Annotated in this window: 17 protein-coding genes and 2 tRNA genes; 5 read left to right on the top strand and 14 right to left on the bottom strand. The window is 56.2% G+C overall.

Going from position 1 to position 13,855, the window contains the following annotated elements:
* Positions 1-5: 5 nt before the first annotated feature.
* Positions 6-476 carry a CoA-binding protein gene (locus tag ACR3EJ_RS16330; protein ID WP_170477018.1) on the top strand — a complete coding sequence of 157 codons (471 nt, stop codon included), beginning with the start codon at positions 6-8 and terminating at the stop codon, positions 474-476.
* Positions 477-590: 114 nt separating this feature from the next.
* Here the strand turns inward: ACR3EJ_RS16330 and ACR3EJ_RS16325 are convergent, their stop codons facing one another.
* The 4 genes from ACR3EJ_RS16325 to hisF form a co-directional block, all read right to left on the bottom strand.
* A complete protein-coding gene (locus tag ACR3EJ_RS16325; protein ID WP_170543577.1) occupies positions 591-1,187 on the bottom strand; it encodes a LysE family translocator in 597 nt (198 codons plus the stop codon).
* A gap of 186 nt (positions 1,188-1,373) precedes the next feature.
* Positions 1,374-1,940 (bottom strand): hypothetical protein, encoded by a 567-nt coding sequence (locus ACR3EJ_RS16320; protein WP_170543578.1) that lies wholly within the window; start codon positions 1,938-1,940, stop codon positions 1,374-1,376.
* A 69-nt stretch (positions 1,941-2,009) separates the two neighbouring features.
* Positions 2,010-2,327, bottom strand: a complete 318-nt coding sequence (locus ACR3EJ_RS16315; RefSeq protein WP_170543579.1) for a phosphoribosyl-ATP diphosphatase — start codon at positions 2,325-2,327, stop codon at positions 2,010-2,012.
* Positions 2,324-3,085: an imidazole glycerol phosphate synthase subunit HisF gene (hisF, locus tag ACR3EJ_RS16310; RefSeq protein ID WP_170543581.1), complete on the bottom strand. Its 762-nt coding sequence runs from the start codon at positions 3,083-3,085 to the stop codon at positions 2,324-2,326. Before hisF ends, ACR3EJ_RS16315 begins: the two co-directional genes overlap by 4 nt.
* Before the next feature lie 120 nt (positions 3,086-3,205).
* Here hisF and ACR3EJ_RS16305 point away from each other — a divergent pair, with 120 nt between their 5' ends.
* The gene (locus ACR3EJ_RS16305; protein ID WP_260024968.1) at positions 3,206-3,652 is read left to right on the top strand and encodes a DUF302 domain-containing protein; all 447 of its coding nucleotides are present in this window, start codon (positions 3,206-3,208) and stop codon (positions 3,650-3,652) included.
* Between the two features lie 12 nt (positions 3,653-3,664).
* On the opposite strand, the gene ACR3EJ_RS16300 is transcribed toward ACR3EJ_RS16305, so the two are convergent.
* Positions 3,665-4,129 carry a DUF2867 domain-containing protein gene (locus tag ACR3EJ_RS16300; protein ID WP_170543583.1) on the bottom strand — a complete coding sequence of 155 codons (465 nt, stop codon included), beginning with the start codon at positions 4,127-4,129 and terminating at the stop codon, positions 3,665-3,667.
* A gap of 4 nt (positions 4,130-4,133) precedes the next feature.
* On the bottom strand, positions 4,134-4,856 hold the full coding sequence (gene hisA / locus ACR3EJ_RS16295) for a 1-(5-phosphoribosyl)-5-[(5-phosphoribosylamino)methylideneamino]imidazole-4-carboxamide isomerase (protein WP_170543585.1): 723 nt from the start codon (positions 4,854-4,856) through the stop codon (positions 4,134-4,136).
* A 133-nt stretch (positions 4,857-4,989) separates the two neighbouring features.
* Here hisA and ACR3EJ_RS16290 point away from each other — a divergent pair, with 133 nt between their 5' ends.
* On the top strand, positions 4,990-5,391 hold the full coding sequence (locus ACR3EJ_RS16290; protein WP_170543587.1) for a DUF2147 domain-containing protein: 402 nt from the start codon (positions 4,990-4,992) through the stop codon (positions 5,389-5,391).
* A gap of 4 nt (positions 5,392-5,395) precedes the next feature.
* Here the strand turns inward: ACR3EJ_RS16290 and hisH are convergent, their stop codons facing one another.
* On the bottom strand, positions 5,396-6,034 hold the full coding sequence (gene hisH / locus ACR3EJ_RS16285) for an imidazole glycerol phosphate synthase subunit HisH (RefSeq protein ID WP_170543589.1): 639 nt from the start codon (positions 6,032-6,034) through the stop codon (positions 5,396-5,398).
* The gene (gene hisB, locus ACR3EJ_RS16280; RefSeq protein WP_170543591.1) at positions 6,035-6,622 is read right to left on the bottom strand and encodes an imidazoleglycerol-phosphate dehydratase HisB; all 588 of its coding nucleotides are present in this window, start codon (positions 6,620-6,622) and stop codon (positions 6,035-6,037) included. It lies immediately after the preceding gene.
* Between the two features lie 154 nt (positions 6,623-6,776).
* Between hisB and ACR3EJ_RS16275 the strand changes: the two genes are divergently transcribed.
* The gene (locus ACR3EJ_RS16275; RefSeq protein ID WP_170543593.1) at positions 6,777-7,016 is read left to right on the top strand and encodes an Lrp/AsnC ligand binding domain-containing protein; all 240 of its coding nucleotides are present in this window, start codon (positions 6,777-6,779) and stop codon (positions 7,014-7,016) included.
* Here the strand turns inward: ACR3EJ_RS16275 and ACR3EJ_RS16270 are convergent.
* The 4 genes from ACR3EJ_RS16270 to ACR3EJ_RS16255 form a co-directional block, all read right to left on the bottom strand.
* Positions 7,013-7,360 (bottom strand): GNAT family N-acetyltransferase, encoded by a 348-nt coding sequence (locus tag ACR3EJ_RS16270; RefSeq protein ID WP_170543880.1) that lies wholly within the window; start codon positions 7,358-7,360, stop codon positions 7,013-7,015. The two genes, ACR3EJ_RS16275 and ACR3EJ_RS16270, sit on opposite strands and share 4 nt — an antisense overlap.
* A 622-nt stretch (positions 7,361-7,982) precedes the next feature.
* Positions 7,983-9,200 carry a RidA family protein gene (locus ACR3EJ_RS16265; RefSeq protein WP_170543594.1) on the bottom strand — a complete coding sequence of 406 codons (1,218 nt, stop codon included), beginning with the start codon at positions 9,198-9,200 and terminating at the stop codon, positions 7,983-7,985.
* 112 nt (positions 9,201-9,312) lie between these two features.
* Positions 9,313-9,387: transfer RNA gene (locus ACR3EJ_RS16260), tRNA-Gly, on the bottom strand.
* A 34-nt stretch (positions 9,388-9,421) separates the two neighbouring features.
* A tRNA-Gly gene (locus ACR3EJ_RS16255) sits at positions 9,422-9,496 on the bottom strand.
* Between the two features lie 146 nt (positions 9,497-9,642).
* Here ACR3EJ_RS16255 and ACR3EJ_RS16250 point away from each other — a divergent pair.
* Entirely contained in the window at positions 9,643-9,798 is a 156-nt protein-coding gene (locus ACR3EJ_RS16250) for a hypothetical protein (protein WP_170543596.1), read from the top strand.
* A 15-nt stretch (positions 9,799-9,813) separates the two neighbouring features.
* Here ACR3EJ_RS16250 and ACR3EJ_RS16245 read toward each other — a convergent pair whose 3' ends face one another.
* Complete coding sequence (locus tag ACR3EJ_RS16245) at positions 9,814-10,197, bottom strand: MAPEG family protein (RefSeq protein WP_170543597.1); 384 nt, start codon at positions 10,195-10,197, stop codon at positions 9,814-9,816.
* A gap of 71 nt (positions 10,198-10,268) precedes the next feature.
* Positions 10,269-13,706 (bottom strand): pyruvate carboxylase, encoded by a 3,438-nt coding sequence (locus ACR3EJ_RS16240; protein ID WP_170543598.1) that lies wholly within the window; start codon positions 13,704-13,706, stop codon positions 10,269-10,271.
* Positions 13,707-13,855 lie beyond the last annotated feature (149 nt).

The raw sequence follows: 13,855 nt of genomic DNA, 5'->3' as shown, positions 1-13,855 counted from the left end.
CCATCATGACTGATTACTCTGACCAGTTCCTGACCACAGTGTTGAAACGTACCAAGGTTGTTGCCGTTGTTGGCGTGTCGATGAATCCGGTAAGGCCCAGCTACTACGTTGCGCGTTACTTGTCGCTCAAAGGCTATACGGTGATTCCGGTGAACCCGGGGCATGCCGGTAAACCTCTCTTTGGTCAGACGGTCAGGGCGTCGTTATCCGAGATCTCTGAAGCGGTAGACATGGTTGATATTTTTCGACGCTCTGAAGCCGTTCCGCCTATCGTTGACGAGGCTTTGGCCGAGTTGCCGAATCTACGCACGATCTGGATGCAGATCGGCGTAGAACATGCCGAGGCCGCTGCCAAAGCGCAGGCCCGCGATATTGACGTGGTCATGAACCGCTGCCCCAAAATCGAATATCAGCGTTTGTTTGGTGAACTGCGGATGGGTGGGTTCGCCACCGGGGTGATTTCATCTAAGTTGTAGAGGGCAGAATACTTAGGGGCATTGCTATTAAGTGATATACACCTTGGCGTGAGGTTCTACACTTCTCGCCTGGTATGGTTCTTCACTCAGGACAGTTTCGCGTAACAAGCGAACTTACGATAGTAACATCCAGATCGCCACTGCTGCTAAAACAGACCCAAAAAGTCGGTTGAGTTTTTGGGCGCTTTCTGGGCACCGGTAGAAGCTTGCGATCCAGTCTCCAACCAATGTCCACACCACGAATGCTATTAGGTTGTTAAGTGTAAAGACGGTCGTGATCAGAATGACAGGGGCGAAATTGCTCGGGCTTTCTGGTCTCAGAAACTGCGTAAACATCAAAGCTATGATGACATATGCTTTTGGATTGAGCAGAAGCAGAATTGAACCGTCCATAAACGTGGCCGGCTTCGCGTCCTCTGCACCTTGAAGCGTTCCCGCTCGCAGCATTTTCCATGCAATCCTAAGAACATAGAGCGAACCCGCGATTTTCAGGATCGTAAATAGTTGAGGAAAACGCTCAATGGTCGCCAGAAATCCAAAGCCGATTGCAGCTGTCACGAACCAAGTCGCGATGTGGTATCCGGCGTTCGCGGGGACGGTAGCGCGGAACCCGAACCGCGCACCATTGGCCGCAAAAAACATGTTTCCGGGCCCGGGGCTGTAAGCGAGCGGAAGCAAGAACAAGATAAGCGTTAGTGTGGTCTGATACATTCCGAAATTCCATGATGAATGGAATTTCAGGCTTAGGCGGTTTGTCCCTCTCAGAGCGACCCGTTTCATGCGTAATTTTCCAGGCCGATGCCTTAGACTTGACTTTGAGGTCGCCATCTGGGCGACCTTACCGGTTCTCGGTTGGTTGAATGGGGAATACCCCAGCCAGCAGGCATCCAGCAGGGTTTAATTCGCAGGCAATGACGTTATATGCCCCGCCTGTTCCTTACGACGCTTTTCCAGAACCACTTCGCGTGGAACCCACTCGTAACGGGTGTCCTCAACCAAGGGCGACCAGAATAACACTCCACCATAGCGCCAGGGGTCCAGGACGACGCCGTCATACATGCTCTCGCCTTTGCGGCTGATGATGGCGGTGCTGTGGTCGATACGGAACGGATTATCCGCATTGGCGATAGCGCGGTGCAACTCGAGCGTATGGAATTGTTCCTGATCCAGACGGCGCTCGATATCCTCAGCCCAATGCCAGCACAGGCCACGCGGACGCAGACCCTTGTTGACCTTGGCGTTATGGATAAGCGGAGGGTCGGTGATTTCGTATTCCTGCACCAGTTGCGCAGTATAGGCATAGGCGATGCGGGCGGCGCGGGTGGCTTCTTCCGGATCGATATCGGGGCCGAGGCTTTGGATTTCGGCGGCCAGCCGCTGCACCTCATCTCCAGAGGAAGGGGGAGGGGTGGCGCAGGCCGCGAGGGTGGCAAGTGCTGCTGCGAACACCAAAGCTCTGATCATCTGCGCGCCCTTTGCCTCAATGCACCCGAACCCGGAGTATAGCGGGCCGGGTTATCGCACGAAACCCGCTTAGCCTTTTGGCCGGGATGCCTTTTCCGTGATGCCACTGGTGCCCTGGCGTTGAGCCAGTTCGGCCAACACATCGTCCAGTTCTACATCGCGCGCGGCCAGCATGACTAGCAAGTGGTAAAGCACATCCGCCGCCTCGGAGGTCAGCTTTTTGTTGTCGCCCTTGGCTGCCTCTATGATCGCTTCGATAGCCTCTTCACCAAATTTCTCAGCACATTTCTCAGGGCCTTTGGACAACAGCTTGGCGGTCCAGCTGCTGTCAGGATCCGCCCCTTTGCGGGCCTCAATGGTTGCGGCCAAATCGTGTAGAATACTCATGTCAGCCTCATTGGAATGCCGGCGGCGGCCATATGTTCTTTGGCCTCTTGGATGGTGTGTTCGCCGAAATGGAAGATCGAGGCCGCCAGAACGGCGCTGGCCCCGCCCTTTGTGACGCCTTCGACCAGATGGTCCAGATTGCCTACGCCACCACTTGCGATCACAGGCACATCGACGGCATCTGAAATCGCGCGGGTCAGGGGCAGGTTGAATCCGGCCTTGGTGCCATCGCGATCCATCGAGGTCAGCAGGATCTCTCCCGCGCCTTTGGCGACAACGGTCTTGGCGAACTCAACCGCGTCGATACCGGTGGGCTTGCGACCGCCATGGGTGAAAATCTCCCACTTGCCGGGGCTAACGGTTTTGGCGTCGATGGCGCAGACGATACACTGGCTGCCGAACTGGTCCGCCGCCTCAGCAATCACATCCGGGTTGGCCACAGCGGCCGAGTTAAAGCTGACCTTATCGGCTCCTGCCAACAGCAGGGCACGTACATCATCCTTGGTGCGAACTCCGCCACCCACGGTCAGGGGGACAAAGCATTGTTCTGCCGTGCGTTGGACGACATCAAACATGGTGCCGCGATTTTCGTAGGTTGCATGGATGTCGAGAAAGCAGATTTCGTCGGCTCCAGCGGCATCATAGGCCTTGGCGGACTCCACCGGATCACCCGCATCGCGTAGGCCCACGAAATTCACACCTTTGACCACGCGGCCATCAGCGACATCCAGACAGGGAATGATACGGGTTTTTAGCATTGGGTATCCTCTGTTGCCGGCACCTCTACCGGCAAAGCCTCGCCGATGCCAGACTTGTGATTGTGATCTACCGAGAAGCCATGGAAATTAGAGATGAAATTCATGAAAAGGATTATCCAGATGCGACATCTTATTTTGGCTTCAATAATCACATTCGGAGGCGCCCTGTCCGCCATGGCTGACGACATCATCAAAGTACAAACCAATAAAACAGTGGCCGAGGCGCTGGACGCCCTCGAAGCTGCGGTAGGCAATGCAGGCGCAACTGTATTTGCCCGTATCGATCACGCGGCTGGGGCAGAAAAGGTCGGTACTCCGATTGCAGCCAATCAGGTGCTTATCTTCGGCAACCCAGCACTGGGCACGCCTGCGATGCTGATCGATCCGCGCGCCGGGTTATTTCTGCCTCTGAAGGTGCAGGCCTATGAGGACGCGAATGGTCAGGTATGGCTGGCTTACGAAGACCCAAAAGAGACCATGGATGAACTCGATGATGTCGAAAAGTCACCTGTCATCGAAAAGATGCGTGGCGCATTGAAAAAGCTGACCACAGCCGCCGCGGGCTAATATGGCTTCGTGTCAGGCGCTTGCGCGGCTCACCCGTGCAAGCGCGTTGCGCGCAATCAGGATGTGGAAAGGCAAAATAATCGCCAGATATAGTCGCCCACCCAGATTGTGTCGATGAACCCAGGTCGCGAGGGAAATACGACCGTCTTCGGAAAAGACAGACACGCGGAAATCGAGGTGACGGTCATCGAAGCCAGCGATCACCTCGCTCGCGTCATCGTGCTCAACCGGAAAAATACCCACCTTATCAGTTGCTTCTGGTCCTGTATTATCAAGCCCAAACGGGGCGACCAGGATGCCGCGCAGTCGAACCAGCGCCTTGGCCCACGAAGGGAAATTGGTGATAACCTCTGCCGCCTGACGCGGCGAAAGATCAGAAACCACGCTGAAACAATCCAGAAAATCGCCATCTTCCAGTCGGCTATGCAGCAGACTCTTGGTTGGCAGTTCGGATCGCTTTACGCGTGATTTGAGCATCGGACTATTCTCTGAGTGTTGTCAGAGCCTCTTTCAGATCGATGGCGCCATCGTAAAGCGCGCGCCCTGAGATCGCACCATTCAAATCTGCGCCACAATCGCGCAGGGCAATCAAGTCGGAAATAGAAGACACACCACCCGAGGCAATGACCGGGATGTCGACAGCTTTGGCTAGGTCAGCAGTGGCTTCGATATTTGGTCCCTGCATCGCACCATCCCGGTTGATGTCGGTGTAGATGATTGCAGCGACGCCAGCATCCTCGAAACTGCGCGCCAGATCGGGGACCTGAACATTGGTCTCTTCAGCCCATCCTTTGGTGGCAACCATGCCGTTGCGGGCGTCGATTCCGACGGCGACTTTGCCAGGAAAGGCTTTAGCTGCATCGCGTACCAGATCGGGATTCTCGACCGCAACAGTGCCCAGAATCACTCGCGCTAGACCTTTCTCGATCCAGGCCTCGATTGTCGCCATGTCACGAATGCCGCCACCTAACTGAGCTGGAACATTGCACTCCCTCAGAATAGCCTCAACCGGGGCTGCGTTTACCGGTTCACCGGCAAAAGCACCGTTCAAGTCAACCAAGTGCAGCCATTCACAGCCAGCTTCTACAAAGGCGCGGGCTTGCGCGGCGGGGTCTTCATTAAAGACCGTCGCCTTGTCCATTTCACCGCGCAGCAAGCGCACAGCATTGCCGTCTTTGAGGTCGATAGCGGGGTAGAGGATCATGTCAGGCGGCCCTATATCTTTGTTACACGCGCGGGATATCGCACAGGCGGGGCAGGGGCGCAACGCGACGCAAAGTCAATCTTGCGGGGTACCGACCGGCAGGTCAGACTGTCTGCAAAACAGGGAGACAACAATGAAGACATATACTCTTGCAGCTATATTCGCTGTGATGGCCACAACCGCCTTTGCCGCCGATCCGGTGGACGGTTTGTGGAAGACTGCCCCAGGAGATACGGGCGGTTATCTGCATGTGACGATATCCGAATGCGGCAGTGCCATTTGCGGTACCATCGACAGCGCGTTTGACGCTGAAGGCAATCAGCAACTGGAATACGAGAACCTTGGGAAGCAGATCATCTGGGACATGGTGCCAGATGGTGCCGGTGCCTATAGCGGCGGCAAAATCTGGGCACCGGATCGCGATAAGACCTACAACTCAAAAATGTCGCTGAACGGGCAGAACAAACTCACGGTGAAAGGCTGTGTCGCGGGTGGTTTGATCTGCCGTGGACAGGATTGGACCCGAGTTCAATAACCGATCACGGAGTCCAGGTCAGGAAATTCCCGATCATGCGCAGGCCTACGTCCTGGCTTTTCTCAGGGTGAAACTGCATCCCGACCATGGTGTCACGGCCAATCACGGCCGTGACCTCTTGCCCATAATCCACATATGCCAATCGTTGGACCGGATTAGTCACCCGAAAGTGGTAGGAGTGGACAAAATAGGTGTGATCACCTGATTTCACTCCGTCAAAAACCGGGTGGTCGCTTTCCAAAACCAGATCGTTCCAGCCCATATGCGGAACCTTCAGGGTACTGTCCGAGGGTTCGATCTTCACGACATCACCGGCAACCCAACCCAGACCGGCGGTCTCGGAGTATTCGTGCCCCTTGGTCGCCATCAGCTGCATACCAACGCAGATGCCCAGAAACGGGCGGCCCTTCTGTTCCACCGCCTCGACCATCGCGTCATAGATGCCCTTGTGGCCGCGCAACTCGGTGGCGCAAGCTGGAAAGGCTCCATCTCCGGGCAGGACCAATCGATCCGCCCGCGCAACAATGTCAGCGTCCGAGGTCACGACGACTTCGCCAGCATCCAGCTCGCGCGCCATGCGTTGAAACGCCTTCTCTGCCGAGTGCAGGTTACCGCTCTCGTAGTCAATGATGGCGGTCAGCATCTACAGCGCGCCCTTGGTGGACGGAATCGCATCCGCCTTGCGCGGATCGGTCTCGACCGCATCCCGCAGCGCGCGGGCGACGGCCTTGAAGGCGGCCTCGGCAATGTGGTGGCTGTTGAAGCCGTGTATTTGGTCGACATGCAGGGTTATGCCGCCATGGGTGCTGAGCGCTTGAAAGAACTCGCGCACCAACTCTGTATCGAACGTACCGATTTTGGATGTCGGCAGGTCCACATTCCAGATCAGGAAAGGGCGGGCGGACAGGTCCAGCGCACAGCGCACCTGTGCATCATCCATGGGCAGGTGACATTCGCCATAACGGCGAATACCCTTCTTGTCCCCTAATGCCTGCGACAGCGCCTGACCCAGAGCAATCCCGGTATCCTCCACCGTGTGGTGGTCGTCGATGTGGTAATCACCCTTGGCGCGGATCGTCATGTCGATCAGCGAATGGCGCGCCAGTTGGTCCAGCAGGTGGTCGAAGAACCCAACACCAGTCTGGTTGTCATACTGGCCGGTGCCGTCCAGATTGACCTCGACCGAGATCTCGGTTTCGGCGGTCTGACGGCTGATCTTAGCGCTGCGCATGGGCGAATTCCTTTTGCTTCTGGGGCGCTTATAGACCCGGAAGAGCAGCCTATCCAGACCGCTTTGAGCCTTCGGTGCAAACTGTTGCAGGGGATTGCACCCGGGCGCGGCCCGTGCCAGCCTGCGGTCAACACGAACCAACAAGGCCCGGCCCATGTCCACCTGCGTTTTTATCCAGATCCGCTGTAAACCCGGCACCACCTACAAGGTAGCCGAAGAGATTGCCCTCCGCGAAATCCACTCGGAACTGTATTCCACTAGCGGCGAATATGACCTGCTGCTGAAACTCTACATCCCCGAAACCGATGATGTGGGCCATTACATCAACGAAAACCTGCTGGAGATTCCCAATATCGAACGCTCGCTGACCACGATGACGTTCAAGGCTTTCTAGCCCAGTTCAAACGTCGTCACGCCGAAGATTCGGTTCAGGTCAATCTCGGGTTCGTGGTCGGAATACATCCGGGCGGTCTCAAAGACCTTCTCCACCCCAAGCTCTTCGGCCAACGCGAACGCCGATACATTTGGCTGTGGCATATCGATGAACACTTCGTGTGCGTTATGAACCTCGGGAATCGACGGGAGAACAGCGGCCAGCAACGCCCTCGCGATTTCTGCAGTGTTTGCAAATAGGGGGCCGATCTTATAACCCGTTAGACAAGGGCGCAGTGTTGCATAGCCCTGATCCTGCCGTTCTCGGTATAAAGCTTTAAAACGTGGCTGAAAGCACCAAGGCAGCTTTCCAGAAACAGATCGCGTGGTGCGGGGAACAGAGCGCGATCATATACCTTCAATTAATCAGACGCTTGTTTCAGATCCGATATATGGCTGTTCGGCTCAGCCTCTAACTTGGCCAGAATCCATTGTTTTGTCCCTGCGAAACGACTGTTGTATAAGCAAAAGAAAAGCCAGTCTTACGATAGTTTTCCTGCTGTTCGACCACGCCATCCAGGCCCATGTTTCGGCCCGTACAATGGCTCAGCGCATGCTGTGCGATTTCAAGCCCGTGGCCGTGGTGCCTGAGCTCGGGCTTTACGATGTAGAACCTCAAAAAAGAAAATCTGTCGACGTAATTCACTGCTGAAACAGATGAGATCATCTCGCCATCCAGAAACCCACTAGAAACCCATCAGGGTCTGTCGGGCGAAAGCACTCGGCATCATTTACACCCGGGTTCCAACCTTCGTGCCCGGCCCAATCCACGGCGTGCCGAACCTCGGCTTCGGTGAGAGGGCGTTTGTCATAGCACGGTATGGTCAGGCCCCTGTTTTATGGCTGTATTGGTCAGAGTGGCCTAGCCCGCCGAAAAGAACCAACCCCTTGCTGGCTCGGCGCGCGCGCGTGTCCAGAGCAGCACTGCTTAATCCAAAATTGCGATCGCTTCGATTTCGATCATCATTCCTTCATAGATAAGCGCGGGCACGGGTATGCCAGTCGTAGCAGGCCCCGGCGCCGTGTAAGAATTCGAGCGTATCAGCAGGTTTTCATGCAGCGCTTCCGCTGAAGCACTTCCCTGATAGAAGGTCGTGACTTTTACGACGTCGTCCAGTGTCGCACCAAACTCGGCTAGAACTTTGGATAGGTTATCCATTGCGATCTTGGTTTGCGCGACCATATCTCCGGGCTGAAGGACTTGCGCCTGATGATCCAGGGCTACTTGCCCGCCAATGTGGATGACATTGCCACACCTGTTACCCTGTTTGTACGGAAGCGGTGTGGTCCAATTCCAATGCCCGTCTGGCCATGCAAAATTTTTGGGTTCATCAGTCGCCGACGAGCAAATTGCCGTTGCCGCAATTTTGGTCGTCAGACCTTCGTGCGCAAAGTTGGAAACCGGGATCCCCGTCGCTGCAGGTCCGGGATCAGAGAAATACGAAGCTCTTAGACTTGCGGCTTTCTTCCAGCTACTGCCATGTAGATCATCTTGATAAAATGTGTTGAGCTTGACGATGTCGTGCAAGTCCGCGTCGACCGTCGACAGCGCCCGTGTCAAACGCTCCATGGTTTTGGCAGTTTGCGCTGGAATATTGTCTGGGGCCTCAACCGTTCCATGTGGTGTCAGGGCAGACATCTCGCTGGTAAAAACCATATCCTCGGAACGAACCACATGTGAAAACCCGTCTGGCAAATACGGCATGTCCTCGAGTCGATGGCATTGTTTTGGTATTCTGGCACCGTCTGGACGCCGCATGGCAACGCCTTCGATTTCTGTGAGCATGTCCGGATAACATAGCTCTGGCATGTTGATCATGCTGATCACGGGGCGGGCCGTGTCGCCAATGATCTGGCTTAGAAGCTCCTGTAAGTGGCCTTCGTCATTCGCATCCCCTACGTAATAGACGACCAAGCGCACCAGATCATCGAAATCGACACCCAAATCAGAGAACAGGTTGGCCATATAGGCCATAGAGTTTCTGCATTGCGCTGTCAGATCGCCAATGTTGCGCACATTGCCTTGCGCATCCAGATCGACTTGCCCGCCAGTGAAAATCATGTCCCCGGCACGGACGGCGTGGTGATGAGTCAATTTGACGGGCCAATCCCAATGCCCGTCAGGAAAACTGTATCGTCTGGTCAATCCAACCTCCGCGCCTGATTTGGCAACTGTTGGATGGAAGCTAATACGATGTCAAAACAGAAACGTGTTCCGAACAGCATCACATTCAAACAGGTGTCGAAGGTCTGGTATCTGGAGCGGGCGAGGCGATTCGAACGCCCGACCCTAACCTTGGCAAGGTTATGCTCTACCCCTGAGCTACGCCCGCATCAGATACTTATGTCGGTCCGAAGACCTCTCAATGGAGCGGGCGAGGCGATTCGAACGCCCGACCCTAACCTTGGCAAGGTTATGCTCTACCCCTGAGCTACGCCCGCGCCGTTGAGTGAGGAGGGATGTATTAATTCCCACACGTGGCTGCAAGAGGAAAATGGGGCCGTTGGAAAATTATTTCGACGGAATGCCTTCCCCTCACGCGTTCAAGAGCAAATGGAAAGCAAAATAAGTTGCGCGGGAAGGTGTTATGATGATCGATGTCTCAGATTTGAAAGCCATAGCGTTGGGTGTCATGATCATTCTAGTGATCATGGTTTCGAAATTTGACAGCGAGCGCATGGAATCCGAAGTCTCGCACCGATTTAGCGGCGCTCAGCCTGGTTGGCACGATCCTATCGGATAGCAGCGATCAGGTGCTTCAAAGCACCAGAATAAGACCCGCGCTGGCCGCGACTAAAATCGCCGAGAATGTCAGTAACATTCCGATCTGTCGCAAGATGATTGTTTGTGGCGTCTTTCCGAAGCCGTAGGCGTGCGACAGCCGTCCGGCCAGCAACATCAGACCCAGCAGATTAACAAGCCATGCTTCAGCGCCCTGCAACTCAACCATGGCGATCAGCAGCAATGCGAAAGGAGCATATTCGGCACAGTTGGCCTGCGTCCGCATGGCTTTGATCATGGCCTTGTCGCCGTGGTCTCCGACCGAGATTTTACCTTTGCGACGCTGCAGGATGACGTTCACGCTGAGCGCAATGAACAGAAATGCAATCAGTGCAGCGTAGATCGGGGTGATGGACAGCATGACAGCTCCTGATATCGAAAAGGCCGCGCAGAGAACTGCGCGGCCCTGTATGCCCCAATGTGATAACTGGCTTATTCCAGTTCGACCAGCAGGTCCTTGGCGTCAATCTGGCCGCCAGGTTGGACGTGGACGGCCTTGACCGTTGCGTCTCGCTCGGCGTGGATGCCGGTTTCCATCTTCATCGCTTCGATGGTCAGCAGCAGATCGCCTTCGTGTACTTCTTGACCTGCCGAGACGGCAACGGTGGCCACAACGCCCGGCATCGGCGCGCCAATATGGTCGGGATTCCCAAATTCGGCTTTGGGCCGCTGCGCGGTAGTGGCTTTGACCATCCGGTTCGGCACGCGGATCACACGTGGCTGGCCATTGAGTTCAAAGAACACGCGTACTTCGCCGTTTTCGTCGGTCTCGCCGATGGCCTGACAGCGAATTTCCAGCGTTTTGCCGGGGTCAATCTCGGCAGTAATTTCTTCGCCGGGTTCCATGCCGTAGAAGAAGGTGCGCGTGGGCAGGGTACGGACCGGGCCATAGGTCCGGTGGCGGCCCATGTAATCCAGGAACACCTTGGGATACATCAGATAGCCGTTCAGGTCCTCGTCATCGACCTCTTTGCCTTCAAGCTGTTTGGACAGATCGGCGCGGGTGGCTTCCAGATCGACGGCCTCGACATTTTTGCCGGGGCGTTCCGTATTCGGTACTTCGTCTTTTAGTACCTTGGTGATGATCGTGTTAGGGAACCCGCCCGGAGGTTGACCCAGATTGCCGCGCATCATGTCCACGACCGAGTCGGGGAAGGCGACGTCGGTGTCAGGGTCTTCGACTTGTTCGCGCGTCATGTTCTGACTTACCATCATTAGTGCCATGTCACCGACCACTTTGGACGACGGAGTCACCTTGACGATATCACCGAACATCTGGTTCACATCAGCGTACATCTGGGCGACCTCGTGCCAACGCTCCTCCAGACCCAGCGAACGCGCTTGTGCCTTTAGGTTGGTAAACTGACCGCCGGGCATTTCGTGCAGATAGACCTCGGAGGCCGGGGCTTGCAGGCTGGATTCGAAGGCCGCGTATTGGCCCCGAACGGCCTCGAAATAGTCGCTGATCTCGCGGATGGCCTTGATGTCCAGCCCGGTGTCACGCTCGGTATGGCGCAGCGCTTCGACCACGGTGCCCAACGTTGCTTGGCTGGTGTTGCCGGAGAAGCTGTCCATCGCGCAATCCACCGCGTCCACGCCCGCCTCAGAGGCCGCAAGAATGGTGGCGCTGGCGATACCGGCAGTGTCGTGGGTGTGGAAGTGGATCGGCAGGCCGACCTCTTCCTTAAGCGCGCGGATCAGAATGCGTGCCGAGGCTGGTTTCAACAAGCCCGCCATGTCTTTCAGGCCAAGAACATGTGCGCCTGCATCGCGCAGCTCTTTTGCCATACCAACATAATATTTCAGGTCATACTTGGCGCGATCCGGGTCGAGGATATCACCGGTATAACAGACTGTACCTTCACAGATCTTACCGTTCTCGATCACTGCATCCATGGCGACGCGCATGTTCTCGACCCAGTTCAGCGAGTCGAAAACGCGGAACACATCGATATTCTGCGAGGCTTGCCGCACGAACTCCTGCACCACATTGTCGGGGTAGTTTGTATAGCCAACCCCGTTTGCACCACGCAGCAACATCTGGGTCATCAGGTTCGGCATTGCCTCGCGCAGGTCGCGCAGACGCTGCCACGGGCATTCCTGTAGGAAGCGATAGGCCACATCAAACGTCGCGCCACCCCAACATTCAACGCTGAACAACTGGGGGAGATTCGCCGCATAACTTGGCGCCACCTTGATCATGTCGATCGAGCGCATCCGGGTGGCCAGCAGGGACTGGTGCCCGTCACGCATGGTGGTGTCAGTGATCAGCAGTTGCCGCTGCGCCTTCATCCAGTCGGCAACCGCCTGCGGGCCTTTTTGCTCCAGCAGGTTGCGTGTGCCCATTTGGGGCTCGGCCTTGGGCGCGGGGGGCTTGGCCTCTTTCAGGTCGGCGCGTGGTTCGGGGCGATCCTTGGTTTCGGGATGCCCGTTCACGGTGATGTCCGCGATATAGTTCAGAACCTTGGTGCCGCGGTCGCGACGCTTCTTGAACTGAAACAGATCCGGTGTCTCATCGATGAACTTGGTCGTGTATTCATTCGACAGGAAGGTCGGGTGCTTCAGCAGGTTCTCGACAAAAGCGATGTTGGTGGAAACGCCACGCACCCGGAATTCGCGCAGGGCGCGGTCCATCCGGGCGATCGCTTTCTCGGGGGTAGGCGCCCAGGCGGTGACCTTGGTCAGCAATGAATCGTAAAACCGAGTGATCACCCCGCCCGCATAAGCGGTGCCGCCGTCCAGACGGATGCCCATGCCGGTGGCCGAGCGATAGGCGGTGATGCGGCCATAGTCGGGGATGAAGTTGTTCAGCGGGTCTTCGGTAGTCACACGGGTTTGCAGGGCGTGACCGTTCAGGCGGATCTCGTCCTGGCTGGTTTTGCCGGTAGCCTCAGCCAGCGTCTTGCCCTCGGCAATCAGGATTTGTGCCTGCACGATGTCGATGCCCGTTACCTCTTCGGTGACAGTGTGCTCGACTTGCACGCGCGGATTGACCTCGATGAAGTAGAACTTACCGGTGTTCATATCCATCAGGAATTCAACCGTGCCCGCGCATTCATAGTTCACATGGGCGCAGATGCGGCGGCCCAGCTCGCATATTTCGGCGCGCTGTTCATCGGTCAGGTAAGGGGCAGGGGCGCGTTCAACGACTTTCTGGTTGCGGCGCTGGACCGAGCAGTCACGTTCATAGAGGTGATAGATCTCACCATGCTTGTCGCCGAGAATCTGAACCTCGACATGGCGGGCGCGGGTGATCATCTTCTCCAGATAACCCTCGCCATTGCCAAACGCCGCTTCGGCCTCGCGACGACCTTCCAGAACCTTCTCTTCCAGCTCATCTTCGGACAGGATCGGACGCATTCCGCGCCCGCCGCCGCCCCAGCTGGCTTTCAGCATCAATGGGTATCCAATCTCGGCCGCTTCAGTTTTGATGGCGGCCATGTCGTCGCCCAATACTTCAGTTGCCGGGATGACTGGAACGTCAGCCGCAATCGCCACTTTCCGGGCGCTGGCCTTATCGCCCAATGCGCGCATGGTTTCGGCCTTGGGACCAATAAAGGTAATGCCATTTTGAACACAGGCATCTACGAAATCCGGGTTCTCGGACAGCAAGCCGTAACCGGGATGGATTGCATCCGCACCACATTCCTTAGCCACTCGGATAATCTCGTCGATCGACAGATAGGCCGCGACCGGTCCCAGATCCGCACCAATACGATATGCCTCATCCGCCTTGAAACGATGCAGCCCCAACTTGTCTTCCTCGGCAAAAACCGCGACGGTCCGTTTGCCCATCTCGTTGGCAGCGCGCATCACGCGAATGGCAATCTCGCCGCGGTTGGCGATCAGGATTTTCTTGAAGTCTGTCATTGCAGGTCCCGGTCTTTACTAGGTGTGGCCTTGTGAATAGGCGGACAATACAGCCACGTACATATGTAGTTCTGGGTAGAACCGGCATGTTAACGCTCGCAATCGCCGCCTATTACCGCTTTTCTTTACACGCGCTGCGCCGCAGCATC

The organism is Ruegeria sp. AB11, from assembly GCF_056536325.1.
The sequence above is the reverse complement of the archived record's forward strand: the minus strand, read 5'-3'. Positions and strand labels throughout refer to the sequence as shown.

Coding starts and splice junctions, on each gene's coding strand:
- ACR3EJ_RS16330 (WP_170477018.1), top strand. CDS start 6: ATGACTGATTACTCTGACCAGTTCCTGACCACAGTGTTGAAACGTACC.
- ACR3EJ_RS16325 (WP_170543577.1), bottom strand. CDS start 1,187: ATGTATCAGACCACACTAACGCTTATCTTGTTCTTGCTTCCGCTCGCT.
- ACR3EJ_RS16320 (WP_170543578.1), bottom strand. CDS start 1,940: ATGATCAGAGCTTTGGTGTTCGCAGCAGCACTTGCCACCCTCGCGGCC.
- ACR3EJ_RS16315 (WP_170543579.1), bottom strand. CDS start 2,327: ATGAGTATTCTACACGATTTGGCCGCAACCATTGAGGCCCGCAAAGGG.
- hisF (WP_170543581.1), bottom strand. CDS start 3,085: ATGCTAAAAACCCGTATCATTCCCTGTCTGGATGTCGCTGATGGCCGC.
- ACR3EJ_RS16305 (WP_260024968.1), top strand. CDS start 3,206: ATGCGACATCTTATTTTGGCTTCAATAATCACATTCGGAGGCGCCCTG.
- ACR3EJ_RS16300 (WP_170543583.1), bottom strand. CDS start 4,129: ATGCTCAAATCACGCGTAAAGCGATCCGAACTGCCAACCAAGAGTCTG.
- hisA (WP_170543585.1), bottom strand. CDS start 4,856: ATGATCCTCTACCCCGCTATCGACCTCAAAGACGGCAATGCTGTGCGC.
- ACR3EJ_RS16290 (WP_170543587.1), top strand. CDS start 4,990: ATGAAGACATATACTCTTGCAGCTATATTCGCTGTGATGGCCACAACC.
- hisH (WP_170543589.1), bottom strand. CDS start 6,034: ATGCTGACCGCCATCATTGACTACGAGAGCGGTAACCTGCACTCGGCA.
- hisB (WP_170543591.1), bottom strand. CDS start 6,622: ATGCGCAGCGCTAAGATCAGCCGTCAGACCGCCGAAACCGAGATCTCG.
- ACR3EJ_RS16275 (WP_170543593.1), top strand. CDS start 6,777: ATGTCCACCTGCGTTTTTATCCAGATCCGCTGTAAACCCGGCACCACC.
- ACR3EJ_RS16250 (WP_170543596.1), top strand. CDS start 9,643: ATGATGATCGATGTCTCAGATTTGAAAGCCATAGCGTTGGGTGTCATG.
- ACR3EJ_RS16245 (WP_170543597.1), bottom strand. CDS start 10,197: ATGCTGTCCATCACCCCGATCTACGCTGCACTGATTGCATTTCTGTTC.
- ACR3EJ_RS16240 (WP_170543598.1), bottom strand. CDS start 13,706: ATGACAGACTTCAAGAAAATCCTGATCGCCAACCGCGGCGAGATTGCC.